Annotated in this window: 16 protein-coding genes; 2 read left to right on the plus strand and 14 right to left on the minus strand. The window is 51.7% G+C overall.

Annotation, left to right across the window (positions count from 1 at the left end):
* Positions 1-6 precede the first annotated feature (6 nt).
* The 4 genes from HG66A1_RS14780 to HG66A1_RS14795 all read right to left on the minus strand — a co-directional run bounded on the left by HG66A1_RS14780 (position 7) and on the right by HG66A1_RS14795 (position 4,619).
* Positions 7-975, minus strand: coding sequence for a tetratricopeptide repeat protein (locus HG66A1_RS14780; RefSeq protein ID WP_261344732.1), 969 nt, complete (start codon positions 973-975; stop codon positions 7-9).
* Positions 976-1,069: 94 nt separating this feature from the next.
* A complete protein-coding gene (locus tag HG66A1_RS14785) occupies positions 1,070-1,297 on the minus strand; it encodes a winged helix-turn-helix domain-containing protein (protein WP_145185280.1) in 228 nt (75 codons plus the stop codon).
* Positions 1,298-1,481: 184 nt separating this feature from the next.
* On the minus strand, positions 1,482-1,940 hold the full coding sequence (locus tag HG66A1_RS14790) for a hypothetical protein (RefSeq protein ID WP_145185283.1): 459 nt from the start codon (positions 1,938-1,940) through the stop codon (positions 1,482-1,484).
* 150 nt (positions 1,941-2,090) lie between these two features.
* Positions 2,091-4,619 carry an excinuclease ABC subunit UvrA gene (locus HG66A1_RS14795; RefSeq protein ID WP_145185286.1) on the minus strand — a complete coding sequence of 843 codons (2,529 nt, stop codon included), beginning with the start codon at positions 4,617-4,619 and terminating at the stop codon, positions 2,091-2,093.
* A 139-nt stretch (positions 4,620-4,758) separates the two neighbouring features.
* On the opposite strand from HG66A1_RS14795, the gene HG66A1_RS14800 reads away from it, so the two are divergent.
* Positions 4,759-5,385 carry a hypothetical protein gene (locus tag HG66A1_RS14800; protein WP_145185289.1) on the plus strand — a complete coding sequence of 209 codons (627 nt, stop codon included), beginning with the start codon at positions 4,759-4,761 and terminating at the stop codon, positions 5,383-5,385.
* A 68-nt stretch (positions 5,386-5,453) separates the two neighbouring features.
* Here HG66A1_RS14800 and HG66A1_RS14805 read toward each other — a convergent pair whose 3' ends face one another.
* On the minus strand, positions 5,454-5,732 hold the full coding sequence (locus HG66A1_RS14805; protein ID WP_145185291.1) for a hypothetical protein: 279 nt from the start codon (positions 5,730-5,732) through the stop codon (positions 5,454-5,456).
* 446 nt (positions 5,733-6,178) lie between these two features.
* Between HG66A1_RS14805 and leuB the strand changes: the two genes are divergently transcribed.
* Positions 6,179-7,252: a 3-isopropylmalate dehydrogenase gene (gene leuB / locus HG66A1_RS14810; RefSeq protein WP_145041252.1), complete on the plus strand. Its 1,074-nt coding sequence runs from the start codon at positions 6,179-6,181 to the stop codon at positions 7,250-7,252.
* Between the two features lie 90 nt (positions 7,253-7,342).
* Here the strand turns inward: leuB and HG66A1_RS14815 are convergent, their stop codons facing one another.
* Genes HG66A1_RS14815 through HG66A1_RS14855 form a run of 9 tightly spaced genes read right to left on the minus strand, consistent with a single transcriptional unit; the run spans position 7,343 to position 20,529 of the window.
* Positions 7,343-8,221, minus strand: a complete 879-nt coding sequence (locus HG66A1_RS14815; protein ID WP_145185293.1) for a hydroxypyruvate isomerase family protein — start codon at positions 8,219-8,221, stop codon at positions 7,343-7,345.
* A gap of 34 nt (positions 8,222-8,255) precedes the next feature.
* A complete protein-coding gene (locus HG66A1_RS14820; protein WP_145185295.1) occupies positions 8,256-9,809 on the minus strand; it encodes an ABC transporter permease subunit in 1,554 nt (517 codons plus the stop codon).
* Positions 9,809-10,771 carry an ABC transporter ATP-binding protein gene (locus HG66A1_RS14825; RefSeq protein WP_145185298.1) on the minus strand — a complete coding sequence of 321 codons (963 nt, stop codon included), beginning with the start codon at positions 10,769-10,771 and terminating at the stop codon, positions 9,809-9,811. The genes HG66A1_RS14820 and HG66A1_RS14825 overlap by 1 nt, the downstream gene beginning before the upstream one ends.
* Positions 10,761-12,650 (minus strand): hypothetical protein, encoded by a 1,890-nt coding sequence (locus tag HG66A1_RS14830; protein ID WP_145185304.1) that lies wholly within the window; start codon positions 12,648-12,650, stop codon positions 10,761-10,763. Before HG66A1_RS14830 ends, HG66A1_RS14825 begins: the two co-directional genes overlap by 11 nt.
* A 12-nt stretch (positions 12,651-12,662) precedes the next feature.
* Positions 12,663-14,558, minus strand: a complete 1,896-nt coding sequence (locus tag HG66A1_RS14835; protein WP_145185306.1) for an ABC transporter permease — start codon at positions 14,556-14,558, stop codon at positions 12,663-12,665.
* The gene (locus HG66A1_RS14840; protein WP_145185308.1) at positions 14,555-15,502 is read right to left on the minus strand and encodes an ABC transporter ATP-binding protein; all 948 of its coding nucleotides are present in this window, start codon (positions 15,500-15,502) and stop codon (positions 14,555-14,557) included. The genes HG66A1_RS14835 and HG66A1_RS14840 overlap by 4 nt, the downstream gene beginning before the upstream one ends.
* A gap of 21 nt (positions 15,503-15,523) precedes the next feature.
* A complete protein-coding gene (locus HG66A1_RS14845; protein ID WP_145185311.1) occupies positions 15,524-17,716 on the minus strand; it encodes a hypothetical protein in 2,193 nt (730 codons plus the stop codon).
* Positions 17,717-17,743: 27 nt separating this feature from the next.
* Entirely contained in the window at positions 17,744-19,627 is a 1,884-nt protein-coding gene (locus HG66A1_RS14850) for a vWA domain-containing protein (RefSeq protein WP_197997152.1), read from the minus strand.
* The gene (locus tag HG66A1_RS14855; RefSeq protein WP_145185316.1) at positions 19,624-20,529 is read right to left on the minus strand and encodes a DUF58 domain-containing protein; all 906 of its coding nucleotides are present in this window, start codon (positions 20,527-20,529) and stop codon (positions 19,624-19,626) included. Before HG66A1_RS14855 ends, HG66A1_RS14850 begins: the two co-directional genes overlap by 4 nt.
* Between the last annotated feature and the right edge of the window lie 4 nt (positions 20,530-20,533).

Raw genomic sequence — 20,533 nt, forward strand, 5'->3', positions numbered from 1 at the left:
AGCAGTTTACTGCATGTCGATCGTATTCATCAGCTCTTCATGAGCACGGATTTCCAGCATGCGATGTTTGAGCAGTTTCCGCATATCGTTCATCGTTTTGAGTTTTTTCTGGAAGTCCTCATTCACCTTGGCCAGTTCAGTGTAATGTTTTGCCCCCTGCGAGATACAACGGTTGAGGTTCAGAATCGAGGGAGTGACCCCCGTTTTCAGATCGCGGATAATACTCTCCGCCGCAACCTGCACTTCTTCACAGAGTTTATGCAGGTCCCTGCGATCGATTTCGCGTTCTTCTTCGGTAATGGCTCGCGTTGCAATCGAAACGTTCTTTTTACGTAGCGTTGATTCATCGACGAGTCTACCGAAGGGATTGAAGCCAGCTTTCTCTTTGGTCGTTTCAACATCGAGAAGTTTGAGGGCATTGATCGCTTTTTTGAAGGAAGGCGTGATTTCCAGGGCGCGGCTGAAGCTCATATGCGCCTGGGTATGGTTTTTCATTTCGAGATATACATTACCCAGGTTAAAGTGAGCATCGACCATATCCGGGTCGAAAGTGATCGCCTGCTTGTAAGCAGTCACCGCCATACTGAGCTGATTCAGGCCTTTGTGAGCGATGCCCATATTGTAAAACGCATCTGCCGATTTCTTATCCTTATGCACCGCTTTGCGGAGCACGTCCAGAGCCTGCCGATATTCTCCCATGCGATTATAGATGGCTCCCATGTTAATGTAAGGAGAGGCATCGGCCGGGGAAAGCCTGGAGAGAGTTTTGAAGTGCTCGATCGCTTCCGGGTATTTTTTGAGCTGAAAGAAAACGGTGGCCAGTCCGGTATGAGCTTTCTTTTCCGTCGGTTTGGTACCAATGATCCGCTGATAGATCTCAACGGCCTCAGTAACCTTGCGCTCTTTCAGTAACTGACGCGCCTGCTGGTAGAGTTCTGTCAGATTTGAGCCTTTCATCAGTAAAGATTCTCCCACAGGGCAATCCCGAAACGACTCTGATTCCAGTCTGTCCGCAGTGATGTGCCCAGATCGCTGCGGGCAGTCAGAAATCAATCTGTAGAACTGTCTGCTATTCTTCCTTCAGAGAAATGAGTTTGCTGCGAGAGCCTTTATGAAAGCTAATTTTTCCTTCACGGCCCAACCAGCCTACGGCCTGCATTACCAGATCGCGGGGAGCATCTATTTCACGAGACAATTTGCTTAATGTAACCGGCTCATTCTCGCTCAAATATTGCCAGACGAGGCCTGCAACGACTCCGATGCTCTCGACCTGGTGCGACTCAATTTCCACTGACATCAGCCTGCTCCTGAACTGTAAACGTGTCGATTACGGTTATAGAACGTCAGTCACATTATCCAGATTAGGAGTTCGATCTACAATACCTCATCAGAAAAAACGTAAAATCGACGGGGATTCCACCGGGATTCGTGAATAATTCTGAGGATATCGCATGGAGAGTCGGAACGGATTTCGGTGATCCCTAGACGATGTCCAGATAGCCCTCATAGCCGCTATCAAACACATCCAGGCTGGCTGAAATTGCTTCCAGATCTTTCCGAGTTTTGGCGAGTTCCTGATCTGTTCCCTGATAGAGCACGAATGCCGTAAACAGATCCGTCTCGAATACGCGGAGAAAGGCGCTGTTAATCAGTTCAGAACAGACAAATTCCAGATCGCGTGCCAGGCAGGTTTTCCCGGCCAGCTTAACGTCAGTTTTATAGACATCGACTTCTTCGTATTCTTCCCGAAAGACTTCCAGTGAACGGTTGAGTAATTCCTCAGGGGGGATATCAACCATGTAGAGTGAGATCAACCAGAAGGATGATTCCTCACTACTGACGCTGATCTGGATTTCTCCGTGCTCCTCATCGACCTGTTTGGCGAGCTCCCAGTCATCGGGATATTCAAAGGAGATACCGTATTCGTTAAATAATTTCATGACGTTTCTGTAACTGTGCTTAAGAGCCGGGAATTTCGTTCTCACAGCGATATTGGTCTGTATGGAACGCTGCGGGAGAGAATTATAGTTTCCTGTCGCGATGATTTCAGGACTGTACTACGAACTTTTTCTAAAACTGTTCGAACCCGTTTATCGCGACAGAAGTTCAGACAGCATTTCGCCGGTCGCCCCTGCTTTTCGCTGGGCCACATCCCGGGGAGTGCCGGCATCGAGCAGGTAACCACCGGCTTCGCCTCCCGTCGGTCCCAGTTCAATGATCCAGTCAGCCTGGATCATTGCCTGAGCCTGATGTTCGATAAACAGGACCGAATGACCTGCTCCAACCAGTCGTCGTAATACCTGCATCAATTGTTCAATGTCATGCACATGCAGCCCGCGTGTCGGTTCATCGAGCACAAACAGCGTTTGTCCCGGCGTGCGGGTGATGAGTTCTTTCGCCAGTTTCAATCGCTGAGCTTCACCGCCGGAAAGCATGTTGGCCGGCTGTCCCAGTGCCAGATAGCCCAGTCCCAGTTCAACCAGTACATTAAGCACATCACTGATCTTGGGAATCGCCTCCAGAAACTGTGCCGCCTCCGCTATGGACATGTCCAGCAGATCGCTCACACTTTTGTCACGATACTTGACGGCCAGTGTCTGCCGGTTAAAACGCCGCGTGTCACACAACTCACAGGGCAGATACAGGGAAGGCAGGAACTGCAGATCAACACGCCGGTACCCTTGTCCCTGACAGGCCGTGCAGCGTCCCTGTTTTGAATTGAAGCTGAACCGGCTCGCCGTGTATCCCCGCAATCGCGCTGTCTTTGTGCGCGAATACAATTTGCGGACTTCATCCCAGATTCCACAAAACGTCGCCGGATTAGAACGGCCGCTGCGACCAATGGGAGTCTGATCAATGGTCTTCACCTGTTGCAGGTGTGCGACTCCTTCCAGGGAATCGTATGCTTTGTTCTGAACCTGCTGCTTTCGTAATTCTGCCTTCAGAGCCGGCAGCAGGGTTTCCATGATCAGCGTACTTTTCCCGCATCCACTGACGCCGGTGACACAGACGAGTTGTCCGAGGGGAAGTTTGAGTGTGACGTTTTTCAGATTATGCAGCCGGGCCCCGGTCAGGCTGATTTTCGCGTCTGACGGGGGACTTGTCAGCGTGTCTGGAAAGTGAGCTGCGTGGCGGAGTGCCCGGGCGGTAAACGATTCTTCATTCCGGACCACTTCCTCGTAAGACCCCGCGGCGACGACTTCGCCTCCCGCCTCCCCTGCTCCCGGCCCCAGGTCGAGAATCAGATCACCGGCTTTGATCAGGTCCAGATCGTGTTCCACCACAATCACGGTATTACCATTCTGCTTAAGTCGATTCAGAATGGTCAGGAGTTTTTCCGTCTCTTTTGCATGTAAGCCGGCCGTCGGCTCGTCGAGAATATAACAGGCGCCGGTTGTCTCGCTCCCCAGACAGGCCGCCAGTCGCGCCCGTTGCAGCTCTCCCCCCGAAAGCGTTCGGACAGGCCGGGACATCTGCAGGTAGCCCAGGCCGATTTCCTCCAGATACTGCAAACGACTCCGGATCGGCGGCACCAACTGGCTGGCAATTTCCCGATTTCGGGCACCGGACTGTTCGAGATCCTGAGACTCCCACTCACTCAGCCAGGCGGTGATGCCTGAGGGTGTCATTCGCATCAGCTGGACAAGGGAGGTCTGGTGGAGAAAAATGGAGCGGGGATAAATATTCAGTCGCCCTCCCTGGCAGTCAGGGCAAACGGAGACCGTTTGCTCATCATCGTCCGCTTCAATCACCCCCAGTCCATCACAGACGGGACAGGCTCCGTAGGGGCTGTTAAAGCTGAAGGTGCGGGGTTCGGGATCCGGGAAACTCAGATTACAGGCCCCACAGGCCAGGCGGGTGCTCAGATAACGGTCCGACCAGCCATCCGGTGTCTGATGGGTTACATAACAGGCGCCATTGCCATGCTTAAGAGCCAGATCGACTGATTCCTTAAGACGGGCCTCAATCCCGTCTTTTACGATAATCCGGTCGATCACAATTTCAATATCGTGGTCCGTCTGCTCGTTGAGAGAGGGAGCCTGTGTGACATCCAGAATCTCTCCGTCAATGCGTGCGCGCACAAACCCTTCTTTGACAATCTTCTCCAGGAGTGCGGTGTGCTGCCCCTTCTTACCGCTGACCACCGGCGCGAGAATCATGACCTTCTGGCGATCTTCCAGTGCCAGTATCAGATCGACGATCTGTTCGGCCGACTGCTGGTGCAAGGGTTGCCCACAACGCGTGCAATGTACGATTCCCACTTGGGCATAAAGGATGCGAAAAAAATCGTAGACCTCGGTCAGCGTCGCCAGTGTGCTGCGTTTCGACTGGGTGCGCGGAGTCTGTTCAATACTGATTGTGGGAGGCAATCCTGTGATCTGGTCCACATCAGGAGGCGTCATCTGGCTGAGTAATTGACGGGTGGCCGGTGAGAGGTTTTCCAGAAAGCGCCGCTGACCTTCGCTGTGCACGGTGTCAAACACCAGGCTGCTTTTGCCACTACCGCTCACTCCAGTCACCACGGTCAGCTTCTGGTGTGGAAATGTAACGTCGATATTTTTCAGATTATGGCAGCGAGCTCCATGAATCTGAATGGCTTGCATCGACTGGCTGGGCATAGAAGGCTTTCTGAATCCCGGCTGGTTTCAATGAAAAAACAGCTGGGAAAGAACGGGGACAACGCTGGATGGGGTGACAGGCAACTGATATGATTTTAATCGCTGTTGAGAATATTAAAAGTTCAGGACCTTAAAGCTTATGTCGATCATTCCACATTCCTTTTACTTTCGCCACGCGATCACGCTGCAGGAAGTCAAAAAGATTCCCCATCAGAAGGGACGGCTGCTCAAACTGCCCGCTGCCTGTACCCTGCCCGATCTGACGTTTCAGCAGGATGCCTCAAAATGGGGAACGGTCAAGCTGGCCTGGAATAACGAGGGACTGGGAATCAGTCTGAAAGTGGATTCGAAACAGCATCCCACGACTCCCGCAGAGACCTTTCAGGTCTGGATTGACACACGCGATACCAAAAACATTCATCGGGCCAACCGGTACTGTCACCTGTTTCAGCTCCAGGCCTGTGGAAATACCCGGAAACAGCCGCTCTGCACGCAGATGACAATCAATCGCGCCCAGTCAGACGCCCCGCAGTCGGACCTCTCTCAGATCAAACTCTGGTCGGAGCTCAAAAACAACGGCTACGAACTGGAGGCCTGGCTGCCTGCGGAAACGCTCAACGGTTACGATCCTGCCGCTTATCCACAGCTCGGTTTTTACTATAAGATCTTTGATTCGGAACTGGGTGAGCAATTCATGACGATCAACCAGGAATTTCCCTTTGGCCAGGACCCGAGTCTGTGGTCGACCATGCGACTGGAATCCTGAAACGAAAACAGCGATGAACCAGGTACGTTCATCGCTGTTGATCTGATATCTCTGAGGTCAGTCGGAGATTATTTGTTTTTTTTGGGCAATGCAACTGCGTAAAGCATGGTGACTGCACCGATCGACATCAGGCTGAAGGCAGCCCAGTCAGGGGGATTCAGTTCTTCCTGCTGATCCTCATTCAGTGAGGTCATCCCCAGAAATCCACGGAACTCAGGTTCGCGAACGGGCTCTGGTTCTTCTTCCACCGTCACTTTGTGTGAGAGGACCATCTTGTCCACAAACAGAAATGACGTACCCGTCAGCAGTACAAACAAGCCGGCAGCAAAAAATGATGAGCGAAACATGCGATGTCCCTGTCCTGTAGCATACATCGATTACTATTTCGCTAGCTCCTCCTGAGCGTAAGCCCCTTTCCAAAAAACCTTCCTGACCAGTCTTGGGGGCTGTGAATGCGAATCGACGAAGTAAATCAAATAACGACCCACTCTGCAAAAACAGCGGGTTCTTATCTTTCTCTATCGGTAACTTGCTCTTTTCACTTGATTTTCTATAGGAATTCAACAGTTTCGGATAATAACAGCTGTCCGATTATGACAGTCATAGCGATCACCAATGGGGTGTACATTCTGTTTCTGGCGCCTTCCAACCGCAAAACTGCATCGTGACCGGGATCCATAAAAAATCGCCTGAGCCACGACTGGAGTTTTCACTGTTCAGTCGCTAAATTGACTCTTCCGTATGATTTATCTATCGTTTGCTGAAAAATTTAAGATCTAGTGAGGAAAGTACCGTGGAAGCTCGGATTACCCTATTACCCGGCGATGGTATCGGGCCGGAAATTGTTGCACAGGCCAAGCGAGTTATTGATACGGTTGCCGATAAGTATGGCCACCAGTTCGAAACTCCCTCCTGCCCGATGGGCGGCAATGCCATCGATGATTTCGGCGATCCGCTGCCTCCACAGACTCTGGAGACCTGCCAGGCCTCACAGGCGATCCTCCTGGGAGCCGTCGGTGGTCCTAAATGGGACGATCCAACCGCGAAAACACGTCCCGAAGCTGGTTTGCTGAAAATTCGTAAGGAACTGGGGCTGTTCGCGAATCTGCGTCCGATTAAGCCTTACAGTGAGTTGCTCGACGCTTCACCGCTCAAACGGGAAATTATCGAAGGCACCGATATCCTCTTTTTCCGTGAACTAACCGGCGGGATTTACTTTGGTGAGTCTGGCCGCATGGAATCTCCAGATGGCGAAAAAGCATACAGCATGATGACCTACACAACGTCGGAAATCGCCCGTATCGTCCGCCTGGCTGCAGAATCGGCCCGTAATCGGCGGGGTAAGCTGACCTCCGTCGACAAAGCGAACGTGCTGGAAGTCTCTCGTCTCTGGCGTCAGGTTGCCGCCGACGTGATCAAGAACGAGTTTCCGGATATCGAATACGAAGTGGTTCTCGTCGATGCAATGGCCATGCACCTGATCTCGCGACCTTCCGATTTTGATGTTGTCGTCACTGGAAACATGTTTGGCGACATCCTTACTGACGAAGGATCGATGCTGCCCGGTTCGCTGGGACTGCTCCCCTCTGCATCACTGGGCTCCGATGGCCCCGGCCTGTACGAGCCGATTCATGGTTCCGCACCGGATATCGCCGGCAAAGGGATTGCGAACCCGCTGGCGACGATTCTGGCTACCGCCATGCTGCTGCGACATTCACTCAACCTGGAAACGGAAGCTGCTGCCGTCGAAGAGGCTGTTGCCCGGGTTGTGGCTGCAGGACATCGCACTGCAGATATTGCCGCCGGTGGTAAGAGCATTTCGACCAGTGAGATGGGCGACCTTGTCATTCAGGAACTGACTGCCTGAGAACGGTATTCACCGTAATTCAAAGCAAAACGGCTGGGAAGAAACATGATTTCCTTCCCAGCCGTTTTTTGTTTTCTGCAACTGAATTGCTTAGACGTCACATAGAATGACGGCTTCTTTCAGGCCCTCGTAAGGATCGCGCGTTGGAATGAATTCCTGTCCGACAAACCCCTGATAGCCAATATCGAGCAGCGCCTGCATGATTGGCGGATAATTGATTTCCTGTTTCATATCCAGTTCGCCACGCCCCGGATTCCCGGCTGTGTGCACGTGACCGATGTAGTCCTTATGTTCGTGCAGGCGACGGATCACGTCCCCGTCCATGATCTGGACATGGTAGATATCAAACAGCAGCTTCATTCGGTCTGAACCGACCTGCTTGATGATATCAATACAGTAATCTGTATGATCCCCATGATAACCGGGATGCCCTTTCATGGGATGGCTGCTGTCCCGTGAATTCAGCATTTCCAGGCAGAGATTCACATTATTCTTCTCGGCATAACCGATGATCTTTTTCAAGCCGGCAACGCAGTTCTTCGCTCCTTCATCATCGCTGATACCGTCCCGCATACCGGTGAAAGTGATCACATTTTTGACACCGCCCGCGGCACATTCATCGATTCGCTTACGCAGAATTTCAATACATTGATCCCAGTTATCCGGGTTGTTGAATCCGACTTTGAATCCATGGCTGGATGCGATCGCACAGGTTAAACCATGTTTCTGGAGTGTCTTCCAGTTCTCGGCTGGCGTCAGTTCTACACTTTTGATTCCCAGCTGACTGGCGACCTGGGCCGTTTTGTCGATGTCCCAGTACTTCTTGAAGCACCAGTGAACGACTGACTGATTGATATTTCCCTTAAGTGTTTTGGAAGAAGAAGCATGGGCCGCCGAAAGCCCGAGCGCAGTTGCTGCCAGCACGCCTGATGTCTGCAGCATGTTTCGACGACTGATGGGTGAGTGCATAAGAACCTCTGTTTCAGCAGGTAAAAGGAACAGTTTATTGTGAAGCCAGATGGACCAAACGTTCTTTGATCAGATAATGAAAAGCAACAATACCAATCATCATCATAAACGTTAACGCGACGGAAAGTCCATCCATATCAGGCGCCCCTGTTCCCAGGGAAAGTAAACTGACTGAAACGAAGAAAAAGGTGTTACCCATCCACATGATGAAGAACGAAAGGGGCAATGCACCCCATTTAATATAGGTGGACAGAAAAGCCGTCAGATGCCAGAAAAACAGGATCTCGGTACACATCATCCAGAACCCGGGTTCGGCAAAGACCAGGCCGGAATCGTAACGCATTTCTCTGAGGCTGAACAACACACCCAATGACAGATAGAAGAAGGCCGGCAGGATACTCAGCAGAGATCCCAGCACTTTCGTATATGCTATCTTCGCCATCGACTCAGGGAGCATCGCCGTGGAGACCAGCGTTTTCCACTGGATTTCCACATGAAAGATCCGCGCCGAGATCAGGCTGATTTCAATCAGAATGACAATCAACATGGTCCAGAACATCGTCATTCCGATTTCCTGGATGGAATAGCTACGCGTGGTATAACCAAAAAAAGTACAGAGAGAGAACAAAGCCATTCCGTAGGCAATGAATTTGATCAGGCTCATACCATAGCCGCCGTGGACAAAAAAGAAGTCTTTCCACATCAGTGCCTGAGGCCAGGCACGCCCCGGCGAAAACATACTGCGTTTCTTTTTCGCGACGAGTCTGCGTTCGGGAGTAGAAGACTGTTCGAGCAACGCAAAGCGGGTGAACAACCAGTTCGCCACACCAAACAGGAACAGTCCAAACAACAAATTGCTCCAGAACTGGTATCCCCAGGCCGTCTCGTTGAAGCCGGTCGACAGGATGGTCGTAACCTGTTTGATCACTGAGGAATCGTAGATCCATTCGAGAATAATCCCCGCGACTTTCACAGGGAAGAAATTTCCGGAGATCCAGTTTTCATTGATGGCCGCAGTTCGTAGCAGTTCAAACAGAGGGACACCCAGAAAGTACGTAACCAGGCCGATAAAGACCAGGGTGGAAGCCGTCCGCGAACGTGCGCTGATCACAGAACACAACAGGCCCAGGTTCGCGACCAGAAACAGGAAGGCTGCGAGCGCGATATAGGCGGCAAGGACCTGCGAGAACATTACACCGCCGAGCGTGATTGCGAGTAAGGTAAACGGGAACTGAATCGAGAGCAGTAACAGGGCGGCAATCAGGCGGGGCAGCATTTTTCCCAGCAACAGTGAGACCGGGTTAACCCCTGCCATCAATAGCAGCCCGATGGTCTCTTCTTCCTTTTCTTCGGTGATCGCTGTTGCGAAGAAGCTGATGCCTGCAATCAGGATAAACACAAAATTCAGATAGACGATCTGTCCGAACAAAGCCAGACCAGCAGCCCCCATCAGGGAACTGCTCATCTGGGCAGAGAAGAGGCAGAACAGGATCAGAATCGCAAACAGGAAGCGAAACAGGTGTGTGCGCATCAGACGAAAGTCGACTGCCAACGCACGGTGAAACAGCGCAAAGGTTCCCTGAAACATCAGCGTACCCCCTGCTCTGTGAGATCCAGAAACGCCTGGTTCAAGTGCTTCTTGTCGCGCTGGAAGGAATCAATGACTCCATTGAGTGCGATGATTTTAGAAAGCAGCGCACTGGAATTGAGGATCGTCATATCAAAGGTCACCCGCATTTCCCGTGGCTTGGGTGTCTTTTCGACACTGACGATTCCGGGTTCATTTGCCAGAGCTGCGATGATTGCATCCGGTTCCGATTCAAGGGTGATTTTATAGACGGGATGTTCCTGTTCATAATTCAGCAGACCATCCATGGATCCGCTGTATTTAATCAATCCTCGGTCAATAATGGTTACACTGTCGCACAACTCAGCGAGCTCACTGAGGATATGTGAACTGATGAAAATCGTTTTGCCCATTCGCTTCAGTTCCTGGAGAATTTCCATTAACTCAATCCGGGCACGAGGATCCAGGCCGGAAGCAGGTTCGTCTAACAACAGCAAGTCGGGATCATTCACCAGCACCCGCGCCAGACTCACCCGCTGCTGCATACCCCGCGACAGTCCACTGATCAGCGAATCTCTGCGGCCATCCATGTCTGTTAACGTCAGCACATCATTGATGACCTGGTCGCGCTGTTCCTGCTTTAAGCCATAAGCAGCCCCAAAGAAGTCCAGATATTCGAAGACAGTCATCTGTCGGTAAGTACTGAAATGATCGGGCATGAAACCGATTCGCCGCCGAATCTCTTTGACGGCGGTACGCACGTCATGCCCAAAAACGGCGACTTTGCCTGCCTGAGGTTGCAGCAGCGTACAGATGATTTTGAGTGTCGTCGTCTTGCCGGCACCATTCGGCCCTACGAAACCATGCAGGGATTGTGGGTGAACCTGAAAACTGATTCCCTGAAGTGCACGATGCCCTTTGAAGGAATGCGAGACATTCTCAATATTGATGACAGGCGGATGATTCTGTTGGTCATTTATCATTGGTCAGATTCTTTTTCTCGGGTAAGGCGAGATTATAGGCGAAGAGAATACGTCCCTGCTGGGTTCCCTGCACGTTGGTTTTTACTTTGAGTGTTTCCGGAATCTCGCCGTACAGAAAGAGCTGCAGGCGAGATGAGTTACCCTGGTACTGTTGCAATTTTTCGGAACTGAGCAGACCGAGATCTTTTAATATCAAGTGCGTACGCAATCCGTCATAGACCTGCTCAATATCTTCATCCGAATTTGCAGTTCTGAGCCGTGAAGCATACAGCAGATCCGAATCGAGGTGTCTGTTCCAGGCTGAAAGCAGCTCTCGGCTTTTGCCTAACGATAATTCGCTCGGATTTTCACCGGAAGAGGGAATCAGGTCGTAGACGTATTTTCCGAGGATGAGTTGCCGGTGATTCAGCCCGGGGGGAAGTGGCGTTTCTGACTTGAGGGTCAGCTGTTTGAGAATCACGTTCCCGTTTTCCATGTCGATTTCATAATCCTGCACCGAAAACCGGGGGGACGTATAGGGAGCTTTGATCCGGTACATCATTCGGCGGCTCGAAAAGGGAGGAATGTCGGAGACGAACCTGCCGTCGTTGCCATTGAAAATCCCGCCACGAACCCGTTCGATCACTTGCGCTGTTGAAAAAATGGCGCCTTCACCGTCTTCTGTAAACTGGTAATCGTCCCCCTCAGTGACGAAACAGTTCATCCAACAGCTCAGGTCCAGTTGATTGTCAGGGAGTGGTTTCGCGAGCAGCAGGCTGTTGATTGTGGTTTTCTCACCGTAACCGCGCTTCCCGATGGTCCAGAAGATGATGCTGAATACGCTTACGGTACAGAGTAGAAACAGGAGAGAATTGCGATACCGCATCATATTTTTTCGATGCTGGAACAGATAACAGCCGGGAAAGATCAGAAATATATAGAATAACGTCATAATATAAATTACCGCCCAGTTATGAGTGGGGCGGGTCAGTTCGGATAACTGGTAGAGAAACCCAGAGTTGATGTCCCCATACTGGTAAGGATCATCGTTCTCTCCGCTGGACTGGGACTCATTCGCCAGGGGAGCAGCAGCATAAATGCCTAAGGACTTTGCCTCGCTGTCGCGGACGGCCTGGATTCGTTCATCAAGAGTCGTCGCCTTCAGTTGATTCAACTTCGTATCGTGGCGGATCACCAGTCCCGCACCGACGCGAAAATGATCGAAGGGGGCATTCAGTGGGGCTAGCGTCGATGTAAATTTCAAACTCTCCCCACTGGGGGCGGGAAGCAGATGCAGAACGCCCCCCTGCTCCAGCCAGTCCATGAACGAGACTCGACGGGCCACATCCCAGCGCGGCACATGACCCAGAATGACTTCATCCAATGAATCCGTCGCGGTCACAAACGGAGGAAACAGGTCTTCTGGGTATTTCTTAAAGCTGGCTCCCCCCTGGAGGAGGCCATCGCTTCCGGCGATGATAATCCGCAGAGGCCCGGTCGTGGTGACGGTACCTCCGGTTCGTTTGACGCTGCGATATTGTACAAATCCGGGGCCCCAGTTCAGACTCCAGTCTTCATCCTGACCATCGACGATATACGGGTAGAACTGGACCCACTGGGAGCTGTAAGGCGGCAGATAGACTTTTTTATACAGTGGCGCGCCGACTTTCGTTCCATTAAACTGCTGACGGTTTAACTGGACTGCTTCGTCGAAGACCTCGGGCGTATTATTGCTTAAACGCAGAGAGAGCGGGACAAATTTTCCCCGAACTGGTTGGTTATTGAATCCCCAGATAGTCTCCTCGACATCAATCGCATAGACAGCGGAAGGCAACATCAACAGCATGAAGAGCAGCAGCAGCTGGTTAATGATTTTGTAGTTTAGATACGTTCGAAACATCCTCGTCACATTCTATCCTTCCAGGGAAGAACTCAATACTGGTTTCGATTCACTCGGTGGTGCGGGAGGAACATAATCCTGTTCAGGCGTGTCCCCCAACCGCCCCAGTCTCTCATCAATGTGCCCGAGACACAAGTGGCGAAACCAGAAACATAGGCAGCCATAGATCAGGGAATTAAGGATGAGAGGAATCCAGATCGAACCGAATTCACGAAATTCAGCGATTTCATTCACCACGATAAAAGAAGCCGGTCCCAGTAGAACGCCGTAGATCACGGAGTCTTCATTCATTGAGGGATTTAATACAAAAAGTGGAAACGCCAGGATGAACGGTGACAAACACCAGAGAATGACGCCCCCCAGAGCCGTCAGGATGGCTTTCGTCTGGGATTTGATTTTCATCCCGATCCAGCAGAACAGATAAATCAACATCGGCAGGTAGATCGAAATCGTCAGCATCGAACCGGTAAAGTAAGCGAACCAGCGTGTCGAGTAATTGGTGTGTCGGTAAAAGTTTATGGAATAGCCGGCCAGGTGATACTCCATTTTCCACCAGGTTTCAAACAACACGATGGTCAACAGGGGAATCAACAGCACCAGGCAGAGCCTTCTGACGCCGGCGATTTTTTGTCTCAGAATTTCTCTCCCCGAGAGAGGCGCCGTGAGCAGGACATCGAGTGTTTCGTGAGAACGCTCCCCTGCAATCAGACTGGTCGCTGAAACTGCGAGCAGCAGCGTCGTCAGAATCCAGACACCCCACAGCAACATGACCGCCCCGGGAACCACCGGTTCCGGACTACCGGTGGCAATTAAGATACACAAAAACAGAATGGGGACTTCCAGCGCAACCAGGATGCGAAACAGGTAACGAAACGTGCCCAGTGATTTCTTGGAGGTTTCCCGCCAGGCAATGGGATCATCCTCGGGCAGCTTTACATCATCCTGCACCAGTACGATTCCCCGTGTCACGCGATTGTCATTAATTTTACTGAACTGCGAGTCCAGCTTCCTGAACATGTTTAACAGCAGATTTCGCGGCGTCAGGAAGGCACGTCGCACGAGAAAGTAATGGGCCATGATCAGAAACATCAGCGTGACTGTCAGCATGGGAATACTCAAAATGAGTGGTCCCAGGATCGCGGAGATACCGGTCGTACGGGAGCACAGATCAAACAGGTAAGGGCCGAACAGGAACAGGTTCAATTCAGACGAGCGTCCCCAGTTTCCCAGCAGATTACTCAAAGCCGGTATATTTTGCAGCACCTGTGAAAAAACGTGAAACAGTTCCCGGTAATAAAACAGATTCAGTTCGTAGACGATGATCGGCCCAAACAGCATGAAAAAACCAAACACATAGGTCGCAATAAAGGCACCAACCGTACTGCGAAAGAAACTGGAGCAGAGAACGCCTAAAGCCGCGACCTGCAGCATTGTCATGAGCAGAAACCAGATCCCGCTGATGAACATCGCCGGCGAAACCCCACCCAGGGCATAGGCGAAAGCCAGAATCGGGAGTCCCAGAGTCAGAAACGTGAGCATCGTAATTAAACGCCCCAGGTACTTTTCGAGAATGATGGTCCCGGGACTCAGTCGAGTAATCAGTAACAGCCCCAGACTGTTGCGCTCTTTTTCGTGGGTGATCACGCTACAGGAAATCGCGGGCAGGAAGAGATAAATGGCGATAAACTGCAGATAGATCATCGCCTCGAAGATATCGCGGCCCCGCCCCAGAATGGCCATCGGGTTATTTTGAAGTCCCGACATCAGATCAATGTAAATAAAACCGACAAAACCGAGGAACAGCAGCGCATAAATGGTGCGGATGATGTAAGTTCTACGGCGGTTGGCCAGTTCTGTCAGCTCTTTGGAGAGCAGCGGAAGCCCGAGTTGGAATCCTCTGGATTTCATGCCGTCTTGCCCTCCGTCAACTTCATGAATACCGTTTCCATATCCATGGCTTCCGCCTGAAACATGCGGATCCGGGCGCCCGTCGCAGCCAGTCGGGCATGCAACTCATCGACGGCCATCTGGTCTTCCTGCAGTTGAATTGCCAGTCGGTCCGCCTGCACGGAAACCGACTTGACTCCTTCGAATTGTTCAATCTGCTGACAGATCCCGTTCATCTCACCGACAATCTGCACGTGAACAACCCGGCTGAGCTCAAGTCGTTTATAAATCTGATCCAGAGATCCCTGGGTGACAAACTGACCTGCCTCAATAATGCCGATACTGGTACAAAGCTGTGATAGTTCGTGCAGAATATGGCTGGAGATGATGATCGTCTTCCCCATTTCTTTGAGGGCTACCAGAAGTTCGCGAACTTCAATTCGTGCCCGCGGATCCAGGCCACTGGCTGGTTCATCCAGCAGCAGCAGATCAGGATCGTGCAGCAGGACGCGTGCCAGAGCCAGTCGCTGTTTCATTCCGCGCGACAGTGAGTCAACGGGCGAGTCTATCTTCGCTGTCAGATCGGTCAATTCCAGCACGTCGTCAACAATTGCTTTGCGTCGACTGCGATTAATGCGATAGGCGGCGGCGAAAAAGTGCAGATACTCGCGGGCAGTCAGGTCTTCATACACGCCGAAGAAATCGGGCATGTAGCCGATCATCTCGCGGATCAGATGCGGTGCTTTATGCACAGAAACTCCGTTGATTTTGACTGCGTCGCATTCATACTCCCGTTGCAGCGTCGCCAGAACTTTGATCGTGGATGACTTCCCGGCACCGTTGGGGCCGATGAAACCGAAGACTTCGCCTTTGGGAATCGTAAACGAAATCCCTTTGACGGCTTCGTATTTACCATAGCGGACCCACAGATTTTTCACTTCCACCATTGGAGGTTGTATGCTCATAGTATTCAATTCACACTTCTGTCAGAGGGCTTGTACGGCCTGCCGGCTTGGGGAAAACAACAATTGACGATAGACCGTGTCCTGGGTCTCTCCCGGAATAAAGATCACAACCAGCCACTGGTCGGGAGCGGAAGGGTCCAGGATACTCAGATCTTCGTAGTTGTTTCCCCCGGAAGGAGAAACCTGCGAGACAATCTGGAACAGTCCTCCCTGATTGCGTACGCACAGGTCATCCATGAAACTCTGCTGAACATGGTTATGGATTCCATTGTGATACTGCTCGGTATTGAAGAGTCGGTATCTCGACGGGTAATGCGTCTGGTTCTGTGAGGGATGTTGCAGCCGGTGATTCATGGGATATTTAGCCACTTTTCCGGCAGAGGTCCCGTTGTAGATCATCACTAAAGCCTGATTACCGAATTCTGCTTCAATCTGTTTTTTCAATTGCTCTCGCCCCTGCACGGTGGCCAACTGCTTTGTGTCAATCGAGGCCCAGTTAAAAGACGGCTGTTCTGACTGGGGGTAATTATTGACGATGCGATTGAGCTGCGGCGTCCATTGCGGCATACGCTGGAAAACCGAATATTGTGTTGGAATGGAGCCCGCATAATAGGGCGGCCCAACCAGAGCGGCGTCCGTCCCGCGTGAATAACGATAATAATTCTCCCCCATGCCCAGCTCCAGTTGATTGAGCGAGGTCAGCAAGCCGGATTTAATGGGGGTTTCGACATCCTGGTAAGAGCCCGTGAAGATCAACTCGATCTGATTTTCCTTGACGGGGCGTCCCTGCGAATCCAGGTCGATGATCATCACTGATTTGCGTTCGTGCGAAGTCTGCATGAAGAAATTCGAAATCAGAAACGCGATCACTGCAAAACCGACGGAGATCAGCGGGAAGGTAAGCCAGGTAAAGCGTCTCAGGTTGAAACGGCCCAGAACATAATACTCTCCCGGCCCGATTACGATGACGTAGCATATCAGAATCAACATTATCAGCGATGCGGGCACGATGCGGAGATGTTCCGGCATCAGACTGGAAACAACAGCGCCCCCCGTGCTGACAGGGTGATAATTCAGATTGAACATTTCGGCGGGAGTATAAGCTTCTCCATAGCGACTATGATTCTGCTTTGCCCGATCGACATAGGCATTGATCAGCGGCTGTTCGTCCCAGCGTTGATTTGCTGCGTAATAGTCCTGTTGAGACTGACGCAGTTTCCAGAGAAAAAAGGGAATCTGTCTGCGGTGCGTTTCAGATAACGAGTCGTTTGCGATCGCATCTGCCGTCACGATCACAGAGCGTCCCCAGCCGGTTCGGAAAAACCAGGTGGTCTGGGCTTCGTCCTGCTCCAGTTTTCCGGCGGAGTTGAGCACAAAGGGCGTGCTTCCCGCATTATCTGACAACTGATTGAGAAACTGTACCTGTGAAGGCTTTGGATTCTCCCCTACCAGCACGCACAGACTGCCCCCCGAGCGTACCCACTGCAGAATGGCCCGCAGATGCCGTGATTCGAGTGCTTCCAGCCCCTGCTCTGTAATCAGCAGGATGTCGTATTGATGACAATCTAAAGGAAGCTGGGGAAACTCAGCCGGCCCTACATAGATCGAGAATGTCTGCATATTGAGAGATAAGGGGCGATTGGTCAGATAGCCGCGATTATCCAGACCGTGTTTTCTGAGAATTTGCCGCAGATCGACGGGTAACGGATCGGAGGGACTGATCGCTTCAAATTTAAGTTCATCCAGCAGACGTTTTTCAGCCTGGGAGAGACTGGTGTCAAACGAATCACAGACGCCGACAGCAAACATGCGTTCATAAACACGCCCGACACGGAGTAGAAACTCATTTTTCAGATCGTACTTTCTGTCCGCTGTAACGAAACTGACCTGTAAGCTGACATTGGAAAACGCGTTGTCCACCTTCATCGGAGGCAGCATCATGGGGATTTCATGGAAACCGGCGTGTAACGCAACATCATTCGAACGATACTGACCAAACTGTTGAACGCCATCGTGGGCAGTGACCAGGAAATAGCCTTCCAGAAGTCCTGTCGAGGCAACCGAGCATTGCCAGACCAGGGTCAGTGGTCCATCTCCCTTGGGGGACTGAGATGTCTGCCGCAAATCAACCGTCATGGGCAGGTTCTGCGCATGGACGGCAGCAGGCATCGACAGACACAGCAACCAGATCAAAATCAGGAGTTGGCGCAACATGGTTCGATTTCAGGTTGAGGACGGATTTTAAGTAGGAACACCCGATGGTTTGCGTTGGAAATACCACCATTCGAGTAGTAACAGGAAAAACGCGATCAGGGCAAACTCACTCCAGAGCGGTTTATCGCTGTCAATCTGCGCTGCCGCTGCGCTGACCGGAACTTCGCTGAACTGGATCTTCTCTACGGAAACGAGAGAAGTTTCCAGAGGGTTCAATAAACTCACGCCAATTTCGGCATCTTTGGCACCTTCGCCACTGATGTTGTAAGTGCCCACGTGGAGCGCCGCTATGCCGGACAACACGCCATTCGCATCACTCTTAACTGTCATCGTCTTACCGACAGGGGGCTTAATCTGGTAACTCTGCTCCGGCTGGTATTCCACAACCGGTAAAACCGGTGTTGCTGCGGCTTGAGTTTCAGCGATTCCGGCCTCCTGCAGAGTCAACTGAACCAGGTTCGAAACCATGATGGGAAAACCAACCCGATAAGGGAGTGTCGAACGGTCTGTATCGAACAGAAAATAGAATTCCTGATCGGTGGGAGTCCTTTTCTGCAGTAACAGTGGTCCCAGTTTGCCGTGAATCAGAACTTCGTAGCCCAGTTCTTCCAGATTTTCTACGCCGGAGTTCTCCGTCCAGACCGGCTGCTGGGTGATCTGGACATCACTTAACTGTACGTGTCTGAGCAGCGATGAACTGCGGTTCCAGTCCACCACTTCGGTCAGTTCCGTTTCCAGCTTGATATACTTCTCTAACTCTTCCGGTACAAAGCCGACTCCCAGTTTGATTAATGCTTCACGATCCATATCCTTAGCGGCACCGGAAATGACCAGATCGTATTCCGCAGGTGCTGAGCTTTGATCTGGTTGTGGATAAAGGATCATCTCGGAGTTTTCATCCAATGCATACCGATAGCTGGCTAACTCAGGATCCACATAAACCAGAAGTTGACGAGACTGTGGAATGGTCAGATAGGCTTCGTTATCTGCGACCAGACTGTCTGCGCCTGCAGGAGTCAGGATGGCTTTGATTTTTGAAGCGCCTCCCGCATCAACGGAGAATTCCAGTCGTTGTGATTCTCCCGGTCCCAGAACAATCTCTTCCCGGGCCACACTCTGTCCATCCTGGATCAGTTCGACGGAGGCGGAACTGTCTGCCTGTTTTGAGTTCTCGATTCGCAGGAAGACATCCCAGGTCCCCGCCTGATTTTTGCGGGCATTCATGGAGGTGATTCCGACATTCACGCCAGCAGGAGGCAACAGCTGGTAATTCAGCTCAAAGGGGAGTTCAAAGTCGATCTCTTGTGGGAAATTGCCATCGGAGTAGAAGAGGACAGATTTAATCGGGGCGGTGCGTGAGAGTGCCTGTGTCATCCGCAGCGCGTCTTCCAGCTGGCTGGGAACATCATCTACTTCGAGTGATGCCAGCGACTTTTTGAGAACACGCTGATTGTCGGTGAAATCAGTCAGCCGACGGGCAGTCGAGCCGACGGCGACCAGCGAGATTCTCTGGTCGGGCAGCATATTCTCGATCAGCTCATTCACTCGCTCTTTGGCGAGATCCAGCCGTGACTTTTTTGTTTCCGGATCGGTCGCAGCCATACTGGCGGAGCAGTCGATCAGAATCGGCAGGTATTCGGCCCGTTCTGCCCCGCTCTGGATATAAGGCTGCATCAAAGCCAGAACCAGGAACAGCAGTAACAGGATCTGCAGCAGCAACAGAATGCTGCGTTTGAATTTCTGAAAAGGAGAATTCACCCGACGGTCATTGATGACCTGGCTCCAGAGTGCCAGCGAAGGCACGCGCTGATGCGGTCGCTTGAGTTTCAAAAAGTAAAACACAAGCAGCGGAATCAGCAGCAATAGAAACCAGGCACCCTGCAGAGCGTAAAATCCGGGCCAGAAATTCATCGTACCCATCCTTTCCGCCGCAGCTGATCAAAGAGAACATGCTCCAGGGAATCGCCACTGTTGACTGACAGAAAACGTCCCGAACGCTGTCGACACAGGGATGAGAGGTGGTCTTCCAGCATGGCCCGGTGCTCGTGATACAACCCCAGCAGGTCACCTGCAGAGGAAATATCGAGAGTCTGGCCTGTCTCGCTGTCGACCAGACGCAAGTCCCCGTTGATTTCCGGATTGACTTCTGAAGGAGCCAGAATCTGAACCCCGAAGATTTCCAGCCCTGCACTGAATAACATATTCAAAGGACGCTGCAGATCACCGAAAGATTCAAAATCAGAGAGAATGACCGCGATCCCCCGTCCACGGTGCGTCCGTAACACATCTTCCACGGCCTGCTCGACCGGTTCATCTCCGCCTGGTTCCAGAGCCGTCAGAAAGTCAAACAGTCGTTTCATACTGACCCGACCCGATGAGGGCGGAAACTGGGCCGGACGATTCCCCCGCTGATTACAGGCATATACGCTGACCTTCTCAAAGTTTAACAGCCCCATGACTCCGAAAGCTGCAGCCAGTTGTTTTCCCCGTTCGAATTTGTCTTCGTAATCCATTGAAGACGAGGCATCGAGGATGATGACGACGTGCATTTCCTCTTCATGCTGATACTGTTTCATGAAGGGACGATTCAGACGCGAAAATATATTCCAGTCGATGTAGCGGACATCATCGCCGGCCACGTAGTTCCGATAATCAGAAAACTCGGTGCTCGATCCCCCTTTGCCGGTCAGGTGTTCGCCTCGACTTCGATTCGTAAGCCGCCTGGTCGGATTGAGGCGCATCCGCTCCAGCATCGATAACGTCTTGTTTTCGAACAGCGGGGTATACTGCGTTAAGGCTGAATTCTCGGCCACGGTC

Source organism: Gimesia chilikensis, assembly GCF_007744075.1.
Taxonomy (GTDB): domain Bacteria; phylum Planctomycetota; class Planctomycetia; order Planctomycetales; family Planctomycetaceae; genus Gimesia; species Gimesia chilikensis_A.

Excerpts from the sequence above, each read along its gene's own strand:
- HG66A1_RS14785 (WP_145185280.1), bottom strand. The coding sequence starts at position 1,297 with ATGTCAGTGGAAATTGAGTCGCACCAGGTCGAGAGCATCGGAGTCGTT.
- HG66A1_RS14790 (WP_145185283.1), bottom strand. The coding sequence starts at position 1,940 with ATGAAATTATTTAACGAATACGGTATCTCCTTTGAATATCCCGATGAC.
- HG66A1_RS14795 (WP_145185286.1), bottom strand. The coding sequence starts at position 4,619 with ATGCCCAGCCAGTCGATGCAAGCCATTCAGATTCATGGAGCTCGCTGC.
- HG66A1_RS14800 (WP_145185289.1), top strand. The coding sequence starts at position 4,759 with ATGTCGATCATTCCACATTCCTTTTACTTTCGCCACGCGATCACGCTG.
- HG66A1_RS14805 (WP_145185291.1), bottom strand. The coding sequence starts at position 5,732 with ATGTTTCGCTCATCATTTTTTGCTGCCGGCTTGTTTGTACTGCTGACG.
- HG66A1_RS14815 (WP_145185293.1), bottom strand. The coding sequence starts at position 8,221 with ATGCACTCACCCATCAGTCGTCGAAACATGCTGCAGACATCAGGCGTG.
- HG66A1_RS14820 (WP_145185295.1), bottom strand. The coding sequence starts at position 9,809 with ATGTTTCAGGGAACCTTTGCGCTGTTTCACCGTGCGTTGGCAGTCGAC.
- HG66A1_RS14825 (WP_145185298.1), bottom strand. The coding sequence starts at position 10,771 with ATGATAAATGACCAACAGAATCATCCGCCTGTCATCAATATTGAGAAT.
- HG66A1_RS14830 (WP_145185304.1), bottom strand. The coding sequence starts at position 12,650 with ATGTTTCGAACGTATCTAAACTACAAAATCATTAACCAGCTGCTGCTG.
- HG66A1_RS14835 (WP_145185306.1), bottom strand. The coding sequence starts at position 14,558 with ATGAAATCCAGAGGATTCCAACTCGGGCTTCCGCTGCTCTCCAAAGAG.
- HG66A1_RS14840 (WP_145185308.1), bottom strand. The coding sequence starts at position 15,502 with ATGAGCATACAACCTCCAATGGTGGAAGTGAAAAATCTGTGGGTCCGC.
- HG66A1_RS14845 (WP_145185311.1), bottom strand. The coding sequence starts at position 17,716 with ATGTTGCGCCAACTCCTGATTTTGATCTGGTTGCTGTGTCTGTCGATG.
- HG66A1_RS14850 (WP_197997152.1), bottom strand. The coding sequence starts at position 19,627 with ATGAATTTCTGGCCCGGATTTTACGCTCTGCAGGGTGCCTGGTTTCTA.